This is a genomic window from Streptomyces sp. NPDC058663, from assembly GCF_042716745.1.
In the GTDB taxonomy this organism is placed as follows: Bacteria; Actinomycetota; Actinomycetes; order Streptomycetales; family Streptomycetaceae; genus Streptomyces.
In genome coordinates this window covers 1-14,793 of record NZ_JBHXRV010000033.1, presented here as the reverse complement: position 1 = coordinate 14,793, position 14,793 = coordinate 1, and the positions used below count along the sequence as shown (strand labels likewise).

Sequence of the window (14,793 nt, the reverse complement as noted above, 5' to 3'; positions counted from 1 at the left end):
GACTTGGCGCTGCCGTTCAGGCGCGAATCTCTGCCATGAGCATGCGCAACGTCAGTGAGTGCTTCTCGGGCGGCAGCGCGTCCAATGCCGCCTGGGCGTAGGCTGCGCCCCCGGCAGAGTCGCCGGACCGCGCCAACATCAGCCCCCGGTGCATCTCAAGGTGGGTGGCGAATCTGGGCAGCGACGCCGGTAGCTCTGCCCGCGCCGCATCCTGCGCGGCAGTCGCACCCCTCTCGTCGCCCAGCCGTGCCAGCAGCAGCGACCTGAACACGTTGAGCCGCCACCAGGGCACGGCGTAGTCGCTGGTCTGTTCGTACGACCCAGCAGCGTCAAAAACACGCTGCCCCTGCTCTGCGAGCAGCACCGCTGTAGCCGTGTCGCCCCGGAGCGCAGCCGCGTGGGCTTTGCCGTAGATCGCATTGAGGAGTCCCAGGGACGGACGCTCCGTGATGGCCATGGCCTGATCAGCGAACACGTCGGCGAGCCCCAGCGACGCACCCTCGTAACCGAGCGCGACAGCAGCTCGACCCCGTACCCACACTCGGGCAGAGTCGTCCCCCGATGCGTCAGCGGCCTTTGCAGCCATGCGGTACCAGTGAGCGGCTTTCGACCCGTCCGACCCCGGAAAAGTCTTCGCGTACAAGGTCATCAGTCGAGACGCGACAGACCACAACTGCGGTTGGTCCAACTGTTGCTGGACGACCACCAGCTCACCCGATACGCGTCGCTGAATGTCGGCAGCCCCCATCGACATGTAGTCGGTCCCGTACGTGGCCAGCTTTTCCTCCCACGCGTCCACGGACGGCCCACCGGCCAAGCGAGCGGCGAACCCCTGGGACAGCAGGTCGGAAGCCACCACGGGAGCTATGGCGGCCCCAGCAACATCGGTGAGGAAGGTACGCCGGTTCAATGCGTTCTCCAGGACAGCTAGAGGGACGTCCAGCACCGCCGACAACGCCCGAAGGTAGAACCTGCCGGGCACCACCTTGGAACGCTCCCACCGGCTGACGTACTCCCGATCGAGGTTGGTCCCGAACACGTGGTTGATCTGTGACGCCAGCCGACCCTGTGACCACCCGCGCGCTTGGCGCAGGTCCCTGATCAGCTCCCCAATGCCCATGCCGCCATCTTGCCCCTGCGTCTGCCCCCGGCGAGGTAACTCCGCTGCAGTCAGGCGTACTTGCCCCTACCCATGCCCCTAGCCGGGTGACTCCCCACAGAGAACGCTGGAAGTTCACCGCGCAACGCAGCGAGGGGACATCAGCAGTGGGAAGCACAGCACGGGCAAGATTCGCGGCGCTCATGGCAGAGCACGGTTTGGACGGGGTGCTGTACATCGAATCGGTGCCGGTCAACAGCGTCACCCCCGAGGCCGACGACCAGGCCGACGAGCCGGCGGGCTCCCTGGACGAGTTGGGCACGCGCGTTGCCGCTTACAACAAGCGCCGGCGCATGTTCGGGGGCCGCTGATGGGCACCCGCAGCGTCATGCGGTACGTGACGTACAAGCTCCAGCAGGACGAGAGCGCTGAGCCCGAGTGCCAATCCGTGTGCGTGACGGGTCAGGACTCCGACTGTGGGGCCGTCTCGCCCCGTTGTACCGAAGTGGGCGACTTGGGGGCGTGGCAGGTCGACCACGCCAGGCAGACCGGGCACTCCCGCTTTCGCAACGAGTTGGCGCGGTACGTCGTCCTGGCCCCGGTCGACGGCTCGTCGTGCACCATCGTCCCGACGAGATCGGGCGGTACGTCATGATGACGCGCGCCCGCTTGCTCGTACGGCCCGGCGACTTCCTGTGCACCGTCACGGCACACGGCTCGGTGAATGGACAGCTGGTGGAGATCACCCTCGCCAGGCATCGGGCGCCCTCTCCGGTGCTCGCCTGCCAGTGGCTCCGGGAGCGGGCCCGGTGGATGGCTGATCGGCTGGACCCCGACCCCGAGCACACTCCCGTACTCGCTGCGGCACTTCACGAAGTTCCTGATGGCGTCCCGGACGCTCCCACCGTCCTACGGGACTGGTGCAGGGACGTCCCGCGGCAAGGGGCCGCAGTGGTCCGGCTCGGACAGGGGCACGGTGTCCGCTTCATGGCGCGCGATGACACCACCCTCTATGAACTGTCCGCCGTACCGGTACACGTCCCCTTGCCCGAATCCTCGCGTCTGGCGGGACCGGTCCCCAGAGGAAGGCAGGCGGCCGAGGAACGGCACGAACGGGCGGGCCAGTGAGGTTCGCGGCCGTGACCCTGTGGGTGCTGCTGTGGGCAGCCGTCGGTGTTGCTGCGGTCATGGCACGCACCCCGTAGACCCCCGGCCCCCGTCCGAGCCTCTTTCAGCGGGGCCGGTCCGGGCGGGGCCGGGCAAGATGTCCGCCTCGGTGATCTTTTGGTCGAGTGCACCGGGGCGGACTGCACCACGCACGACGGCGCGGGGACCGACTCTCCGCACGTACGCCGAAAGGATGGGCAAGATGACTGCACTGCCCGAGTTCGCGTTCGTCAAAACACAGGCATGTCGGGACGCGAAGGTGGACAACTGCGCCGAGGTGGCAACCAACCGGCCGGACGTCGTGGCCGTACGCTCCACCCTGCGGCCGAACGTGGTTGTGGAGTTCTCCCGCGAAGAGTGGGTGGACCTGACGGCAGCGGTATCGGCTGGGGAGTTCACCGCGTAGGAGGGGTGCAGCCGTGGCCAAGTGTCCCCGCTGTGAGGCGGAGTGCCCGACCGACCCGGAGAACGGGTTGCCGTGGTGTCCGGCGTGCGGGGAGTTCTTCGGACTGGTCGAGCCCGGGTGCCGGGGGCCGGAGTGGCAGCGCGAGAAGCCCACGCGGGCCCCGGTGCGGCCACGCAAGCACTGAGCAGGACGGCCCCGGTTGCCTCTCCCCCCTCAGGGAGGCGGCCGGGGCTTCCGGCTGTTCCCCTTGGAACACGTGCTCCGGCCACTGCCGGGCTTCCCGACGGGGGCGGCGGTAGGGCAGGCAAGGGTGCGGCCCCCGACGGAGCCGCACCCTTGAGCCCACGTACCCCTACTTCTACTTCGTCAGGTTCTGCTCCAGCTCCGTCAGGATCTTCTCCGCCGCCGTGTAGCCGATTCCCTGGATCCACAGCTGGTCGTCGACGCGGAATACCTTGCCCGACTTGACCGCGGGCATCGACTTCCACAGGGCCGAGTTCATCGTCTGGGTCTGCTTGGCCTTGGCCGGGTCGCCGTACGTGGAGTGGAAGATGACGTTCGCGTCCTGGCCCGCGAGGTCGATCTTCTCCGGGCTCACGTCGTACGAGAAGCCGTCCTCCGCCTTGTCGGCGATCGGCGGCCGGCCCAGGCCGACGTCGGCGAGGACGGTCGCGATGTAGTTCTTCTTGCCGTAGATGCGGATGTCCGCGCCCTCCACGAAGCGGACCATGTTGACCTTGGTCGCGGCGGCCTTCTCCTTGCCGCCGACCGCCTCGGTCACCTTCGCCGCGTGCGCGGTGTACGCGTCGACCACCCGCTTGGCCTCTGCCTGCTTGCCGAGCGCCTCGGCGTGCAGCTGGAAGTTCTCCTTCCAGGGGAAGCCGGTGCCCTCGGTCATGACGGTCGGGGCGATGGCCTTGAGCTCGTCGTACTTGTCCTCGTGGCGGACCTTGCTGGTGAGGATCAGGTCGGGGTCCAGTGCGGCGATGGCCTCCAGGTTGGGGGTCATCATCTCGCCGACGTCCTTGATGCCGGCGACCTTGTCCTTGGGCAGGTAGTTCAGGAAACCGGACGCGACATCGGCGTGCGTGGCGCCGACCGGCTTCACGCCCAGCGTCGTCGCGGAGTCCAGCTCGGCGGTGTCCAGAACCACGACGCGCTTCGGCGCCTCGGGGACCTGGACGTCGCCCATGGCCGTCTTCACCGTGCGCTTCTTGCCCTCGGCGCCGGAGCCGGCGTCCTTCTTGCCGTCCGAGGAGTCCCCGCTGCACCCGGACAGCGCGAGCACGGCCGCGGCGGTGAGGGACAGGGACACGGCCGTCAGGGAACGGGTGCGGGTACGAGGAGACTTCATGGGCTGCATCGGCTTCATCCGCTTCATGAGGTGGTTGCCTTTCGGAGGGTGGGAGGTACGGAGTCGGAGGTCGGGCCCGTCGTCGCCCCGGGCGTGGTCCCGTCCCACGGCGCCCCGGGCACGACCAGGGGCGAGCCGGTCACCGGGTCCGGCACGACGACCGATTCGAGCCCGAAGACCTCCCGTACGAGATCCGCCGTGACGACCTCCGCGGGCGGCCCCTCGGCCACGATCACGCCCGCCTTCATCGCCACGAGGTGATCGGCGTACCTGGCTGCCTGGTTGAGGTCGTGCAGGACGACCACGACCGTGCGGCCCTGCTCGCGGTTGAGCTGTCGTACCAGGTCGAGCACCTCCACCTGGTGGGCGATGTCCAGGTACGTGGTCGGCTCGTCGAGCAGCAGCAGATCGGTCTCCTGGGCGAGCGCCATCGCGATCCACACGCGCTGGCGCTGGCCGCCGGAGAGCGCGTCCACGGGGCGTTCGGCCAGCTCCGTCACGTCGGTGCGGTCCATGGCGTTCGTGACGGCCCGCTCGTCCTCGTCGGACCACTGCTTCCACCACGCCTGGTGCGGCTGGCGGCCGCGCGAGACGAGGTCGGCGACGGTGATCGCCTCGGGGGCCACCGGGGTCTGCGGCAGCAGCCCGATGGAGCGGGCGATCTGCTTGGTCGGGATGCGGGCGAGCTGCTCGCCGTCGAGCAGTACCGCGCCGCCCTGCGGCTTCAGGAGCCGCCCCAGGGCCCGCAGGGTGGTCGACTTGCCGCAGGCGTTGGGCCCGACGATGACGGTGACCTGCCCGTTCGGCACGGCCAGGTCCAGCTCGTGGACGACGGTGCGGTCCTCGTACCCGAGGGTCAACGAGGCCGCCCGCAGCCGCGACTGCGCCGCGGGGGAGGACGGCCGTACGTCGGAGACCGCCCCGCCGTCCGCCGCCGACCGCACCGGTGCGGCACCGGAAGCCGCTCGCCCGTCCGCAGCCTCCGCCCCCGCGTCCGTACCTCGTCGCGTCTCGGAACTCATGCCTTGCCTCCATTGGGCCCACGGTGCCCGCGCACGATGAGCCAGATCAGATACGGAGCCCCGACCGCGGCGGTCAGCACGCCCACCGGCAGCTCGGTGGGCGAGAACAGGCGGCGCGCCAGCAGATCGCCGAACACGACGATCACGGCACCCAGCAACGCCGAGCAGACCAGCGGAATCTGCGCGGTCCGCGTCATCCGGCGGGCGATCTGCGGGGCGAGCAGCGCCACGAAGTCGACAGGCCCCGCTGCCCCGGTGGCCACCGACGCCAGCACCACCCCGAGCGCGACGAGACCCAGCCGCACCCGCCCCAGCCGTACGCCGAGCGCCACCGCGGTGTCGTCGTCCATGGCGGCCGTACGCTGCGCACGCGCGGCCCACGCCACCCCCGGCAGCAGCGCCAGCAGCACCCATCCCAGCACGGTGGCCTCGCCCCAGCCGCGCCCGTTGAGCGAGCCGGTCATCCAGATCTGCGCCTGCTGGGCGACCAGGTAGTCGCCCTTGGTCAGGAAGAGCTGGGTCACCGACTTCAGCGCGATGGCGAAGCCGATCCCGATCAGGACGAACCGCCCCGCGTGCAGCCCGCCGCGCCAGGCGAACACGTACACCAGGGCGGCGGCGAGTATGCCGCCGGTGACCGACAGGTACGGCAGCACCCCGGCCGACGTGACCCCGAAGATCATCGCGCCGACGGTCAGCGCACTGGCCCCCTGGCTGATCCCGATGATGTCCGGGCTGGCCAGCGGATTGCGCGCGACGGTCTGGATCAGCGCGCCCGCCACCCCGAAGGCCAGCCCGACGAGCAGCCCGACGACCATCCGGGGCAGCCGCAGCGTGCCTACGACGAGTTCGCTGGACGACTCCATCCCGAGGAGCACCCGCAGCACCTCCCCGGGCGCCACGAACCGTTCGCCGACGCACAGGTACGCGACACAGACCGCGGCGAGCAGCACCGCGAGGCCCGTCGCGACGAGGGCGGCCCGCCGGTGCAGCAGGAAGGACGCCCGGCCGGCCCGGACGAGCGCGTACCCGGCGGGGCGGACGCGCGGCGCGGCCCCGGTGAGGGTGGTGGCCGTCATGCCGGCACCGCCTTGCGGCGCACCAGCGTGACCAGGAACGGCACGCCGATCAGCGCCGTCATCACGCCCGCGGGCACTTCGCTGGGCGGGAAGACCACCCGGCCCACCACGTCGGCGACCAGCAACATCACGGGTCCGACGAGGGCGGCCATCGGCAGCATCCACCGGTGGTCGCTGCCGACGATCGCGCGGGCGATGTGCGGCACCGCGAGCCCGATGAACGCGATCGGCCCGGCGGCGGCCACCGCCACGCCGGTCAGCACGGTCGCACCGAGCCCGCCCACGATCCGTACCGCGGCCACGTTCTGGCCCAGTCCCTTCGCCACGTCCTCGCCGAGCGCGAGCGCGTCGAGTCCGCGCGCCACGCCCAGCACCAGCACCACGCCGACCACCAGGAACGGCCACACCTGCCCGACGATGTCCAGACCGCGCCCGGCCAGCGCGCCCACGTTCCAGAACCGGAACTCGTCCAGTGCGGCGGCCTTGGTCGTGAGCACCGCCATCGTCACGGACACCAGCAGCGCGTTGATCGCGGCACCGCCCAGCGCCAGCTTCACCGGCGTCGCCCCGCCGCGCCCGCCGGACGCGATCGCGTACACGGCGACGGAGGCGACCGCGGCGCCCGCGAAGGCGAACCACACGTACCCCGCCAGCGTGTGCACCCCGGCGAACGCGATCGCCAGCACCACGCCGACCGCGGCGCCCTGGCTGATGCCCAGGATGCCCGGGTCGGCGATGGGGTTGCGGGTGATGCCCTGGAGGGCGGTCCCGGCGAGCGCGAGCGCGGCGCCCACCATGACCCCGAGAACCGTCCTGGGCACGCGCATCTGCCGTACGACCTCGGCGTCCGGGCTGTCGCCCCCGTGCAGCAGCGCGTCGAACACGGTCGACGGCGCGATGCCGCGCGCGCCCACCGCGAGGCTGAGCAGCACGGCAACGGCGAGCGCCACGACGGCCGCGGCCGTCCAGCAGAGACGACGCGTCACGGTCGCCCGGCGGGGCCGGGGCGCGGGTGGGGCGGGGCGCGGCGGCGGCAGTGGCGGGGATGACCCGGACACGGGAGGGGCAGCGGTCGGCATCGGTCCCATTTCGGAGGCTGAACAGGGCGGTTTCGCACGCTGGATGCGCGCGGGGGATACGCCGGGTCGGCACGGGGGCAGGGTGGCACGGCTGAGCAGGCAACTTAGGCGGCCCTAAGTGTACGGCCGGGGTTTCGCGAGCGGACCCCCGGCACAATGGCGGACATGAGTACGCACGCACGCCACACGCAGCCGGCCGCGGGCCTGACGGACCCCACAGGCCCCTCGGGTCCCGCGGGTGCGGCGGCAGGCCCGGTCGTCGGGTTCGACCTCGACATGACCCTGATCGACTCGCGGCCCGGCATCAAGGCCGCCTACCAGCGGCTCACCGCCGAGACCGGGGTGCCGATCGACGCGGACCTGGTCGTCTCGCGGCTCGGCCCGCCGCTGGAACAGGAGATCGCCAACTGGTTCCCGGCCGAGCGGGTGGAGGAGATCGCCAACCGCTACCGGGCGCTCTACCCCGCCTGCGCGATCACCCCGGCGACGGCCTTGCCGGGAGCCAGGGAGGCGGTCGCGGCGGTACGGGAGGCGGGCGGCCGGGTGGTGGTCGTCACCGGCAAGTGGCAGCCGAACGCGGTGCTGCACCTGGAGCACCTGGGCTTCGAGGTGGACGCGGTCATCGGCAACGTATGGGCCGAGGGCAAGGCCCTGGCACTGCGCGAGCACGGGGCGACGGTCTACGTCGGCGACCACCTCGGCGACGTGCGCGGGGCCCGGGCGGCGGATGCCCTCGCGGTCGCGGTGACCACGGGCCCCTACGGGGCGCAGGCGCTCCGCGAGGCGGGCGCGGACGTGGTCATGGCGGACCTGACGGAGTTCCCGGAGTGGCTGGAGAACCACCGGACGGCCGCGGCCTGACGCGGGCGGGGCGGGGCCGGTCAGGACCGGGGCGGTGACGGTCGCGCCCAAGGCGGCGCCGGTCAGCACCGGGGCGGCCCCTGACGGCAGCAGAACGGTGCCTGACGCCCGCCCGGCGGGGGTTGAATTTCGGTCAGTGCCGTGCCGGCGCTCCGGCGCACCCCCGTGGCCCGGGCCCGATTCACATGCCGCGGGCCTGCCGCCGCTGCACCGCGATCGAACGCAGCACACCGGCCGCGGCGATCACGAACCCCACGCCCATCAGCATGCACACCGCGTATGCCACGGAGGGGAAGGGCTCGGTCCCCAGGAACATCGGCATGAACGTCACCAGCGTCGCGATCGCCCCGATGAAGAAGACGATCCCGCCGATGCGAACCAGCCGATCCCCGGCCTCGTCGGCCTCGGCCTTGCCCTTCTTGGTTTCATTGCTCACCCGGCAAGGGTAGTTCCCTGCCCCGAGGACCGGTTCCCCGGCTCCGGGGACGGTCCAGCGGCCCCGGGGGACCTGTTCACCGGCCCGGGGGACCTGTTCACCGGCCGGGCAGGAGGGACTCCGGCGGGGCAGGGCAGGGCTCCGGAGGCTCTTGTCAGCAGCGTGAGGACCATTAGCCTGGTGAGTGGCGGGTCGGTGAAGACCCGCTGTAGTGCTATCCGGAGCCGTTTTCGCGGCTTTCCGGACCCGACGAGTACGAGGACGAGGACAGACGGTGCCTACCGGCAAGGTCAAGTGGTTCAACGGCGAAAAGGGCTTCGGCTTCCTCTCGCGCGACGACGGCGGCGACGTCTTCGTCCACTCCTCCGTGCTCCCGGCCGGTGTCGAGAGCCTCAAGCCGGGCCAGCGCGTGGAATTCGGTGTGGTCGCGGGTCAGCGCGGTGACCAGGCGCTTTCGGTGACGGTGCTCGACCCGACCCCCTCGGTCGCCGCGGCCCAGCGCCGCAAGCCCGACGAACTCGCCTCGATCGTCCAGGACCTGACGACGCTGCTGGAGAACATCACCCCGCAGCTGGAGCGCGGCCGCTACCCCGACAAGGCCGCCGGTGCGAAGATCGCGGGCCTGCTGCGCGCGGTGGCCGACCAGCTCGACGTCTAGCGGCTCCGCGCGGCCGGGCCCCCTACGGATCCGCGCGGCCGGGCCCCCGGACCCCGCGGCCGGGCACCCACTGGCCCAGGCGGGCCCAGCGCCCCCCGGGCCGCGCAGCCGCCAGGCACCCGGCGGCCGGGCACCCACTGGCCCAGGCGGGCCAAGCGCTCCCCGGACCGCGCAGCCGGCCAGGCACCCACCGGCCCGGGGCGGGCCAGGCGTCCACCGGCCCAGGCCCACCGGCCCCGCCCCGCCCCCCTACGGGAAACTCAGCGCATCGCGGCCGAGCGGCGGAACCAGCCCCTCGGCCGCCGCCCGTTCCAGCAGTCCGCGCACCGCCGCGTAGCCGTCCTCGCCCAGGTCCGCCGTGAACTCGTTCACGTACAGCCCGATGTGCTGGTCGGCGACCGCCGGGTCCATCTCCTGGGCGTGCGCGGCCACGTACGGGCGCGACGCCTGAGGGTCGTCCCAGGCCATCCGGACCGAGGTCCGGATGGTCTCTGCGAGCGCGCGCAGCTTCCGCTCGCCCAGTGACCGCTTGGCGATGATCGCGCCGAGCGGGATGGGCAGCCCGGTGGCGGCCTCCCAGTGCTCGCCCATGTCGGCGAGCTTGTGCAGGCCGTAGTTCTGGTAGGTGAAGCGGGCCTCGTGGATGACGAGTCCGGCGTCCACGAGGCCGTCGCGCACCGCCGGCATGATCCGGTCGAACGGCATGACGACGATGTCGCCGACCTTCCCCGCCACCACGTCCGCCGCCCACAGCCGGAACAGCAGGTACGCCGTCGAGCGTTCGCTCGGCACGGCGACCGTCTTCCCAGTCAGGTCCACGTCCGCGTCCCTGGTCAGGACGAGCGGCCCGCAGCCCCGCCCGAGCGCCCCGCCGCAGGGCAGCAGCGCGTACTGGTCGAGAACCCACGGAAGGACCGCGTAGGACACCTTGAGCACATCGAGTTCGCCGCGCTCGGCCATGCCGTTGGTGACGTCGATGTCGGCGAAGGTGACGTCGGGTTCGGGGGCGCCGGGGACGCGGCCGTGCGCCCAGGCGTCGAAGACGAAGGTGTCGTTGGGGCAGGGCGAGAAAGCTATCCGCAGGGGATCAGCTGTGGTGGTCATGTGGTGTCCAACCCTCCGTGACGGCCCTGAGCTTCCCGAAGGCGCCGCTCAGGGCGGCGAGCGCGTCCCCGATCCGCCAGGCGTCGCGGTCACGCGGCCCGACGGCGTTGGAGACGGCGCGGATTTCGAGCACCGGCAGCCCGAACAGTGCGGCGGCCTCGGCCACCCCGAACCCCTCCATCGCCTCGACGGCGGCCCGCGGATGCCGGGCGCGCAGTTCCTCGGCGCGGGCGGCGGTGCCGGTGACCGTGGAGACGGTGAGGACGGTGCCGGCCGTCGCACCGCTGGCTTCGGCGAAGGCCCGTACGAGGGTGGCGGGCGGGCGGTGCTCGACTGTTCCGAAGCCGAGCCCGGTGACCGGCACGTACCCTTCGGCGGTCTCCGCGCCCAGGTCGGCGGCGACGATCGCGTCCGCGACGACGACGGACGCCAGTGGCGCGACGTCCGCGAAGCCGCCGCCGATACCGGCCGAGACGACGAGACCGTACGTGCCCGTGGCCAGGGCGCGGGCGGTCGAAGCGGCCGCCGCGGCGGGGCCGACGCCGCCCGCGAGGACGGTGACAGAGGTGTCGTCGGGCCCCCACGCACGCGTGACCGCGTCCCGCTCAGCGGGGACCGCGGTCACGACGAGGATGTTCATGGGGATTCGGATTCCGTTTCCGGCGGGGTCGGCATCCGGTCCGGGGCAGCCGCCCGCGGCGGCTTCCGGCCGGTCAGGAGGAGCGCTTCACCTTGAAGTGCCACACGCCTGCCAGTTCCTTGCCGTTGATCTGGCCGATGGTGAACTGTGCTTCCTTGAGCGGCATCTTCTGGGCCTGGCCCATCTGGTTGGGCTGGCCCTCCTGCACGAGGATCTCGTCGGCCTTCACCGTGCGGTACGTCTTCTTCGAGGTCTCGGCGTCGATCGGACGGCCGTTGACGAACAGCACCCAGCCGCTCTCGGCGACCTTGGGGTCCACGCCGACGCGGATCGTGTCGCCGGACGAGGCCTCGATCGTCTTCTCGGCCTTCTTGGTCATGCAGGAGGTGAAGGCCTTCTCGCCGAGGCCCTTGCCGTCCTCGTAGCAGGCGGCCTCGGCGTGCACCGAGTCCGAACCCACTGTCACGGTCGCGAGCGGCGTCGGCTTGTCGCAGGCGGAGAGTACGAGAAGCCCTGCGGAGGCGACAGCCAGGGCGGCAGTGGTACGGCGGGCCTTGCCCGAGAACAGCGCAACGGTCATGCGCGAAGGCTATCGCCCGAACCACCCACCACCGCGCCGGGGTACTCCCCGGGGTGTCCCCACGGCCCCCTTCCCCCACGCCTTCGGCGTCGGGACGCCCGATTACCCCCGCCCCCTTGGCACCGGGGCCGCCCCAACCCCTACCCCTTACCCCCAGCCCCCTTGGGCGCCGGAGCAGCCCACACCCCTTACCCCCCGGGCCCCCTTGGGCGGCGGGGCCGCCCCGGGGGCGGAACGGGCGGGCAAGGGGGCGGCCCCCGGCGGAGCCGAACACCGCACCCCCGCCCCACCTCGGCCCCTCCGGGACGGAGCCGCACACCTGGGCCCCGCCCCACCACGGCCCCCGGGCGGAGCCAAACCCCCGCCCCACCACGGCCCCCGGGCGGAGTCAAACCCCTGGCCCCGCCCGCCCAGGGCCCGCCAAACCCACCCACCCCCACCCCACCTCACCTCACCGCAACACCCGTCCCCCCGAACTCCCCCTCCCCGCCGCCGACAGCAGCCCCCTCCCCGCCACCAGCACACCCAGGGCGACCAGGGCCGCCCCCACCCCCATCCCCAGGCTCGCCACCAGCGGCAGCGCGATGCCGATCGCCCCGCCCGCCACCCACGCCACCTGGAGGAGCGTCTCCGAGCGGGCGAAGGCGGAGTTGCGTACCGCCTCGGGCACGTCGCGCTGGATCAGCGCGTCCAGCGACAGCTTGCCGAGGGCCTGGCACAGGCCCGCCGTGGCGCCCAGCACCGCCACCAGCAGGCCGCTGAAGAAGACGGCCGTCAGGATCGCCACCCCGAGGGCCACCACCAGCACCGTCGCGATGATCAGCTCCGGCGCCCGGGACTTCAGCCACGCCCCGACCGCCGTACCGACCGCGTTGCCGAGCCCGGCCGCGACCCCGACGATGCCGAGCGAGACGGCCGCGCTCCGTCCGTCCAGCGGGTGCTGCCTCAGCAGAAAGGCCAGGAAGAAGATCAGGAAGCCGGAGAGGGCGCGCAGGGCGGCGTTCGCCTGGAGGGCGTGCACCACGGAGGGCCCCACGTCGCGCAGCCCGCGCCCCGGCCGCTCGGGGGCCTGCTCTTCGCCCGGATGGTCGGAGGCCAGATGCGCACGCTTTTCACCCTTGGCGGAGTCCACCTTTCCCGGCAGGGTGAAGGCCAGGAAGGTGCCCGCGAGGAAGACGACGCACGCGCCGTACAGCGGCCAGGCGGGGCCGAGGCGCTGGAGTCCGGCCCCGATCGGGGCCGCCGCACCCGTGGCGAGGAGTCCGGCGAGCGTGACCCGCGAATTCGCCTTGACCAGCGAGAACGCGGGCGGGAGCAGTCTGGGCACCACCGCGCTGCGGACCACCCCGTACGCCTTGGAAGCCACCAGTACGCCCAGCGCCGCCGGGTACAGCTCGATGCCGCCGGTTGCCACCGCCCCGGACATCGCCACCGCCAGCAGGGCCCGGGCGAGCATCGCCCCCGCCATGGCGGCCCGCCGCCCGTGCGGCAGCCGGTCCAGCAGCGGCCCGATGACAGGCGCGAGAAGGGTGAAGGGCGCCATGGTGATCGCCAGATAGAGCGCCACCCGGCCCCGGGCCTCGTCCGTGGGCACGGAGAAGAACACCGTCGAGGCGAGTGCGATTGTGATCAATACGTCGCCCGCGCCGTTGACGGCGTGCAGTTCGATGAGCTTTCCGAGGCCCGACTCACCGGCCCCGTGGGCATGCGTGGCCCGCCGGATCCCTTTGGCCGTACCGGTGAACGGCAGGTGGAGGGCATGACCGACCGCCCGACCCGCCTTGCGCAGCGGCCCAGTTGGGACGTACGACCGAGACGACGACCGTGCGGTAGCCACCCCGCAATAGTGCCCCAACGGCGCGCGCGCACTACCGACCCGCACCAGGATTCGGACGCGCAGGTGGGATGGGGGCGGCTGAGGGGGTAGCGTGCGTAGCGCGCCACCGGCGGTTGTACTCGGCCGCGCGCCTCTCAGCGATCCCGCAGAATGGATGGCGGAAGGTGTGCCCGAGGCAGGTAGTCGGGCGCGGACGTCGACGCGGCCCCCTGGTCCGCTCCGCCCGCAGCTCGTACATCTACATCGTCATCGGCAGGCGCACCCGTGATACGGCGTAGGAGAGAAGCGAGACCTGTGAGTGCTGCGACGACGAGAAGCCGTACCCCCGACCGTCTGTGCGCCGAGGCGGTAGACCTCGCACGCGAGGCGGCCGAGGAGGCAGCCTTCCCGGGAGTGGTCGGCGAGCACGTCACCCTCTTCGCCGAGGGCGACCGGGTGGTCACCCACCTCTTCGAGGCGAAGGAGCCGGGCTACCGGGGCTGGCGCTGGGCGGTGACGGTCGCGCGCGCCTCCCGCGCGAAGAACGTCACGCTGGACGAAACGGTGCTGCTGCCCGGACCCGACTCCCTCGCGGCGCCCGAATGGGTGCCGTGGAGCGAGCGGCTGCGCCCCGGCGACATGGGCCCCGGCGACCTGCTGCCCACCGAGGCAGAGGACCTGCGCCTGGAGCCCGGCTGGACGGGCGAGGACGCGCCGCCGCCGAACTCCCTCCTCTCCGAGGAGATGGAGGCCCAGGAGCTGGCCGCCCAGGCGCGGGAGTCCCGTGCGCTGGCGGAGGTCGCGGACACCGAGGACGCGGAGCTGGCCGCTCCGGTTGCGAAGGTTCCGGTACGTGGCTCGATCGCGTCGGTCGCGGAGGAGCTCGGCATGCGCCGGGCCCGCGTGCTGTCCCGCTACGGGCTGCACCTGGCGGCGGACCGCTGGGACGAGGAGTACGGCGCGAAGACCCCGATGGCCCAGGCGGCCCCGGCCACGTGCGTGTCCTGCGCCTTCCTGATCCCGGTGGCAGGCTCGCTCGGCCAGGCCTTCGGCATCTGCGCGAACGAGTTCGGCCCGGCGGACGGCCACGTCGTCTCCCTGTCGTACGGCTGCGGAGGCCACTCGGAGGCCGCCGTCATGCCGAAGACGCCGAAGCCGGCGGGCCCTGTGCTGGATTCGATGGCGGTGGACGCGTTTCCGCTGAGGCCGGATCCGGAGGGCGGATCGGTACCGGACACGGTGGACCCGTCCTCGGAGGACCTGGGCCACTCCTGAGTGGTGGGGCGGGGGTCCCCGGGCGGGGCCCCTTCGCGCCTGCGGCGGGCTGTGCCGGTCCGGCGTGCCGCCGTGGCTGTGCCCCTCGCCGCTCCTTCCCGAAACTGGGGCTCCGCCCCAGACCTCGGGTGGCGGGCCCGGCCACGGCCGGAGGTCATGTACGGCTGGTACGTGGCTGTTCGCGCAGTTCCCCGCGCCCCTGAGTACTCAGGGGCGC

16 protein-coding genes are annotated in these 14,793 nt (G+C 72.2%); 6 read left to right on the top strand and 10 right to left on the bottom strand.

The genetic code is table 11. From position 1 onward, the window contains the following. Window positions 1-16: 16 nt before the first annotated feature. Window positions 17-1,120 (bottom strand): multiprotein-bridging factor 1 family protein, encoded by a 1,104-nt coding sequence (locus tag ACFWVV_RS23500; RefSeq protein ID WP_384357368.1) that lies wholly within the window; start codon window positions 1,118-1,120, stop codon window positions 17-19. A 182-nt stretch (window positions 1,121-1,302) separates the two neighbouring features. Here ACFWVV_RS23500 and ACFWVV_RS23495 point away from each other — a divergent pair, with 182 nt between their 5' ends. From ACFWVV_RS23495 to ACFWVV_RS23485, 3 genes are all read left to right on the top strand, one after another. After that, entirely contained in the window at window positions 1,303-1,470 is a 168-nt protein-coding gene (locus tag ACFWVV_RS23495; RefSeq protein WP_384357366.1) for a hypothetical protein, read from the top strand. Between the two features lie 244 nt (window positions 1,471-1,714). Continuing rightward, a complete protein-coding gene (locus ACFWVV_RS23490; RefSeq protein ID WP_384357364.1) occupies window positions 1,715-2,227 on the top strand; it encodes a hypothetical protein in 513 nt (170 codons plus the stop codon). Window positions 2,228-2,468: 241 nt separating this feature from the next. After that, the gene (locus ACFWVV_RS23485; protein ID WP_384357362.1) at window positions 2,469-2,672 is read left to right on the top strand and encodes a DUF397 domain-containing protein; all 204 of its coding nucleotides are present in this window, start codon (window positions 2,469-2,471) and stop codon (window positions 2,670-2,672) included. 358 nt (window positions 2,673-3,030) lie between these two features. Here the strand turns inward: ACFWVV_RS23485 and ACFWVV_RS23480 are convergent, their stop codons facing one another. The 4 genes from ACFWVV_RS23480 to ACFWVV_RS23465 are packed head-to-tail and all read right to left on the bottom strand — an operon-like array spanning window position 3,031 to window position 7,206. Continuing rightward, window positions 3,031-4,044 (bottom strand): ABC transporter substrate-binding protein, encoded by a 1,014-nt coding sequence (locus ACFWVV_RS23480; RefSeq protein WP_384357404.1) that lies wholly within the window; start codon window positions 4,042-4,044, stop codon window positions 3,031-3,033. Between the two features lie 5 nt (window positions 4,045-4,049). Continuing rightward, the gene (locus ACFWVV_RS23475) at window positions 4,050-5,048 is read right to left on the bottom strand and encodes an ABC transporter ATP-binding protein (RefSeq protein ID WP_384357360.1); all 999 of its coding nucleotides are present in this window, start codon (window positions 5,046-5,048) and stop codon (window positions 4,050-4,052) included. Beyond that, window positions 5,045-6,127, bottom strand: a complete 1,083-nt coding sequence (locus tag ACFWVV_RS23470) for a FecCD family ABC transporter permease (protein WP_384357358.1) — start codon at window positions 6,125-6,127, stop codon at window positions 5,045-5,047. Before ACFWVV_RS23470 ends, ACFWVV_RS23475 begins: the two co-directional genes overlap by 4 nt. Further along, window positions 6,124-7,206: a FecCD family ABC transporter permease gene (locus ACFWVV_RS23465; RefSeq protein WP_384357356.1), complete on the bottom strand. Its 1,083-nt coding sequence runs from the start codon at window positions 7,204-7,206 to the stop codon at window positions 6,124-6,126. Before ACFWVV_RS23465 ends, ACFWVV_RS23470 begins: the two co-directional genes overlap by 4 nt. Before the next feature lie 165 nt (window positions 7,207-7,371). On the opposite strand from ACFWVV_RS23465, the gene ACFWVV_RS23460 reads away from it, so the two are divergent. Beyond that, on the top strand, window positions 7,372-8,067 hold the full coding sequence (locus ACFWVV_RS23460) for an HAD family hydrolase (protein WP_384357354.1): 696 nt from the start codon (window positions 7,372-7,374) through the stop codon (window positions 8,065-8,067). A 181-nt stretch (window positions 8,068-8,248) separates the two neighbouring features. Here ACFWVV_RS23460 and ACFWVV_RS23455 read toward each other — a convergent pair whose 3' ends face one another. Then, window positions 8,249-8,503: a hypothetical protein gene (locus tag ACFWVV_RS23455; protein WP_384357352.1), complete on the bottom strand. Its 255-nt coding sequence runs from the start codon at window positions 8,501-8,503 to the stop codon at window positions 8,249-8,251. Window positions 8,504-8,777: 274 nt separating this feature from the next. Between ACFWVV_RS23455 and ACFWVV_RS23450 the strand changes: the two genes are divergently transcribed. Further along, on the top strand, window positions 8,778-9,161 hold the full coding sequence (locus ACFWVV_RS23450; protein WP_384357350.1) for a cold-shock protein: 384 nt from the start codon (window positions 8,778-8,780) through the stop codon (window positions 9,159-9,161). Between the two features lie 249 nt (window positions 9,162-9,410). On the opposite strand, the gene ACFWVV_RS23445 is transcribed toward ACFWVV_RS23450, so the two are convergent. From ACFWVV_RS23445 to ACFWVV_RS23430, 4 genes are all read right to left on the bottom strand, one after another. Then, window positions 9,411-10,265, bottom strand: coding sequence for a 1,4-dihydroxy-6-naphthoate synthase (locus ACFWVV_RS23445; RefSeq protein ID WP_384357348.1), 855 nt, complete (start codon window positions 10,263-10,265; stop codon window positions 9,411-9,413). After that, entirely contained in the window at window positions 10,249-10,905 is a 657-nt protein-coding gene (locus ACFWVV_RS23440) for a futalosine hydrolase (protein WP_384357346.1), read from the bottom strand. The genes ACFWVV_RS23445 and ACFWVV_RS23440 overlap by 17 nt, the downstream gene beginning before the upstream one ends. A gap of 73 nt (window positions 10,906-10,978) precedes the next feature. Beyond that, complete coding sequence (locus ACFWVV_RS23435; protein ID WP_384357344.1) at window positions 10,979-11,485, bottom strand: DUF2771 domain-containing protein; 507 nt, start codon at window positions 11,483-11,485, stop codon at window positions 10,979-10,981. Between the two features lie 451 nt (window positions 11,486-11,936). Next, on the bottom strand, window positions 11,937-13,340 hold the full coding sequence (locus tag ACFWVV_RS23430) for an MFS transporter (RefSeq protein ID WP_384357342.1): 1,404 nt from the start codon (window positions 13,338-13,340) through the stop codon (window positions 11,937-11,939). Window positions 13,341-13,616: 276 nt separating this feature from the next. On the opposite strand from ACFWVV_RS23430, the gene ACFWVV_RS23425 reads away from it, so the two are divergent. Further along, window positions 13,617-14,576 (top strand): DUF3027 domain-containing protein, encoded by a 960-nt coding sequence (locus ACFWVV_RS23425; protein WP_384357340.1) that lies wholly within the window; start codon window positions 13,617-13,619, stop codon window positions 14,574-14,576. Window positions 14,577-14,793: the final 217 nt, after the last annotated feature.

What these genes read in the sequence shown, in the direction of transcription:
- ACFWVV_RS23500 (WP_384357368.1), bottom strand. Translation starts at nt 1,120, where the DNA reads ATGGGCATTGGGGAGCTGATCAGGGACCTGCGCCAAGCGCGCGGGTGG.
- ACFWVV_RS23495 (WP_384357366.1), top strand. Translation starts at nt 1,303, where the DNA reads ATGGCAGAGCACGGTTTGGACGGGGTGCTGTACATCGAATCGGTGCCG.
- ACFWVV_RS23485 (WP_384357362.1), top strand. Translation starts at nt 2,469, where the DNA reads ATGACTGCACTGCCCGAGTTCGCGTTCGTCAAAACACAGGCATGTCGG.
- ACFWVV_RS23480 (WP_384357404.1), bottom strand. Translation starts at nt 4,044, where the DNA reads ATGAAGCCGATGCAGCCCATGAAGTCTCCTCGTACCCGCACCCGTTCC.
- ACFWVV_RS23475 (WP_384357360.1), bottom strand. Translation starts at nt 5,048, where the DNA reads ATGAGTTCCGAGACGCGACGAGGTACGGACGCGGGGGCGGAGGCTGCG.
- ACFWVV_RS23470 (WP_384357358.1), bottom strand. Translation starts at nt 6,127, where the DNA reads ATGACGGCCACCACCCTCACCGGGGCCGCGCCGCGCGTCCGCCCCGCC.
- ACFWVV_RS23465 (WP_384357356.1), bottom strand. Translation starts at nt 7,206, where the DNA reads ATGCCGACCGCTGCCCCTCCCGTGTCCGGGTCATCCCCGCCACTGCCG.
- ACFWVV_RS23460 (WP_384357354.1), top strand. Translation starts at nt 7,372, where the DNA reads ATGAGTACGCACGCACGCCACACGCAGCCGGCCGCGGGCCTGACGGAC.
- ACFWVV_RS23445 (WP_384357348.1), bottom strand. Translation starts at nt 10,265, where the DNA reads ATGACCACCACAGCTGATCCCCTGCGGATAGCTTTCTCGCCCTGCCCC.
- ACFWVV_RS23440 (WP_384357346.1), bottom strand. Translation starts at nt 10,905, where the DNA reads ATGAACATCCTCGTCGTGACCGCGGTCCCCGCTGAGCGGGACGCGGTC.
- ACFWVV_RS23435 (WP_384357344.1), bottom strand. Translation starts at nt 11,485, where the DNA reads ATGACCGTTGCGCTGTTCTCGGGCAAGGCCCGCCGTACCACTGCCGCC.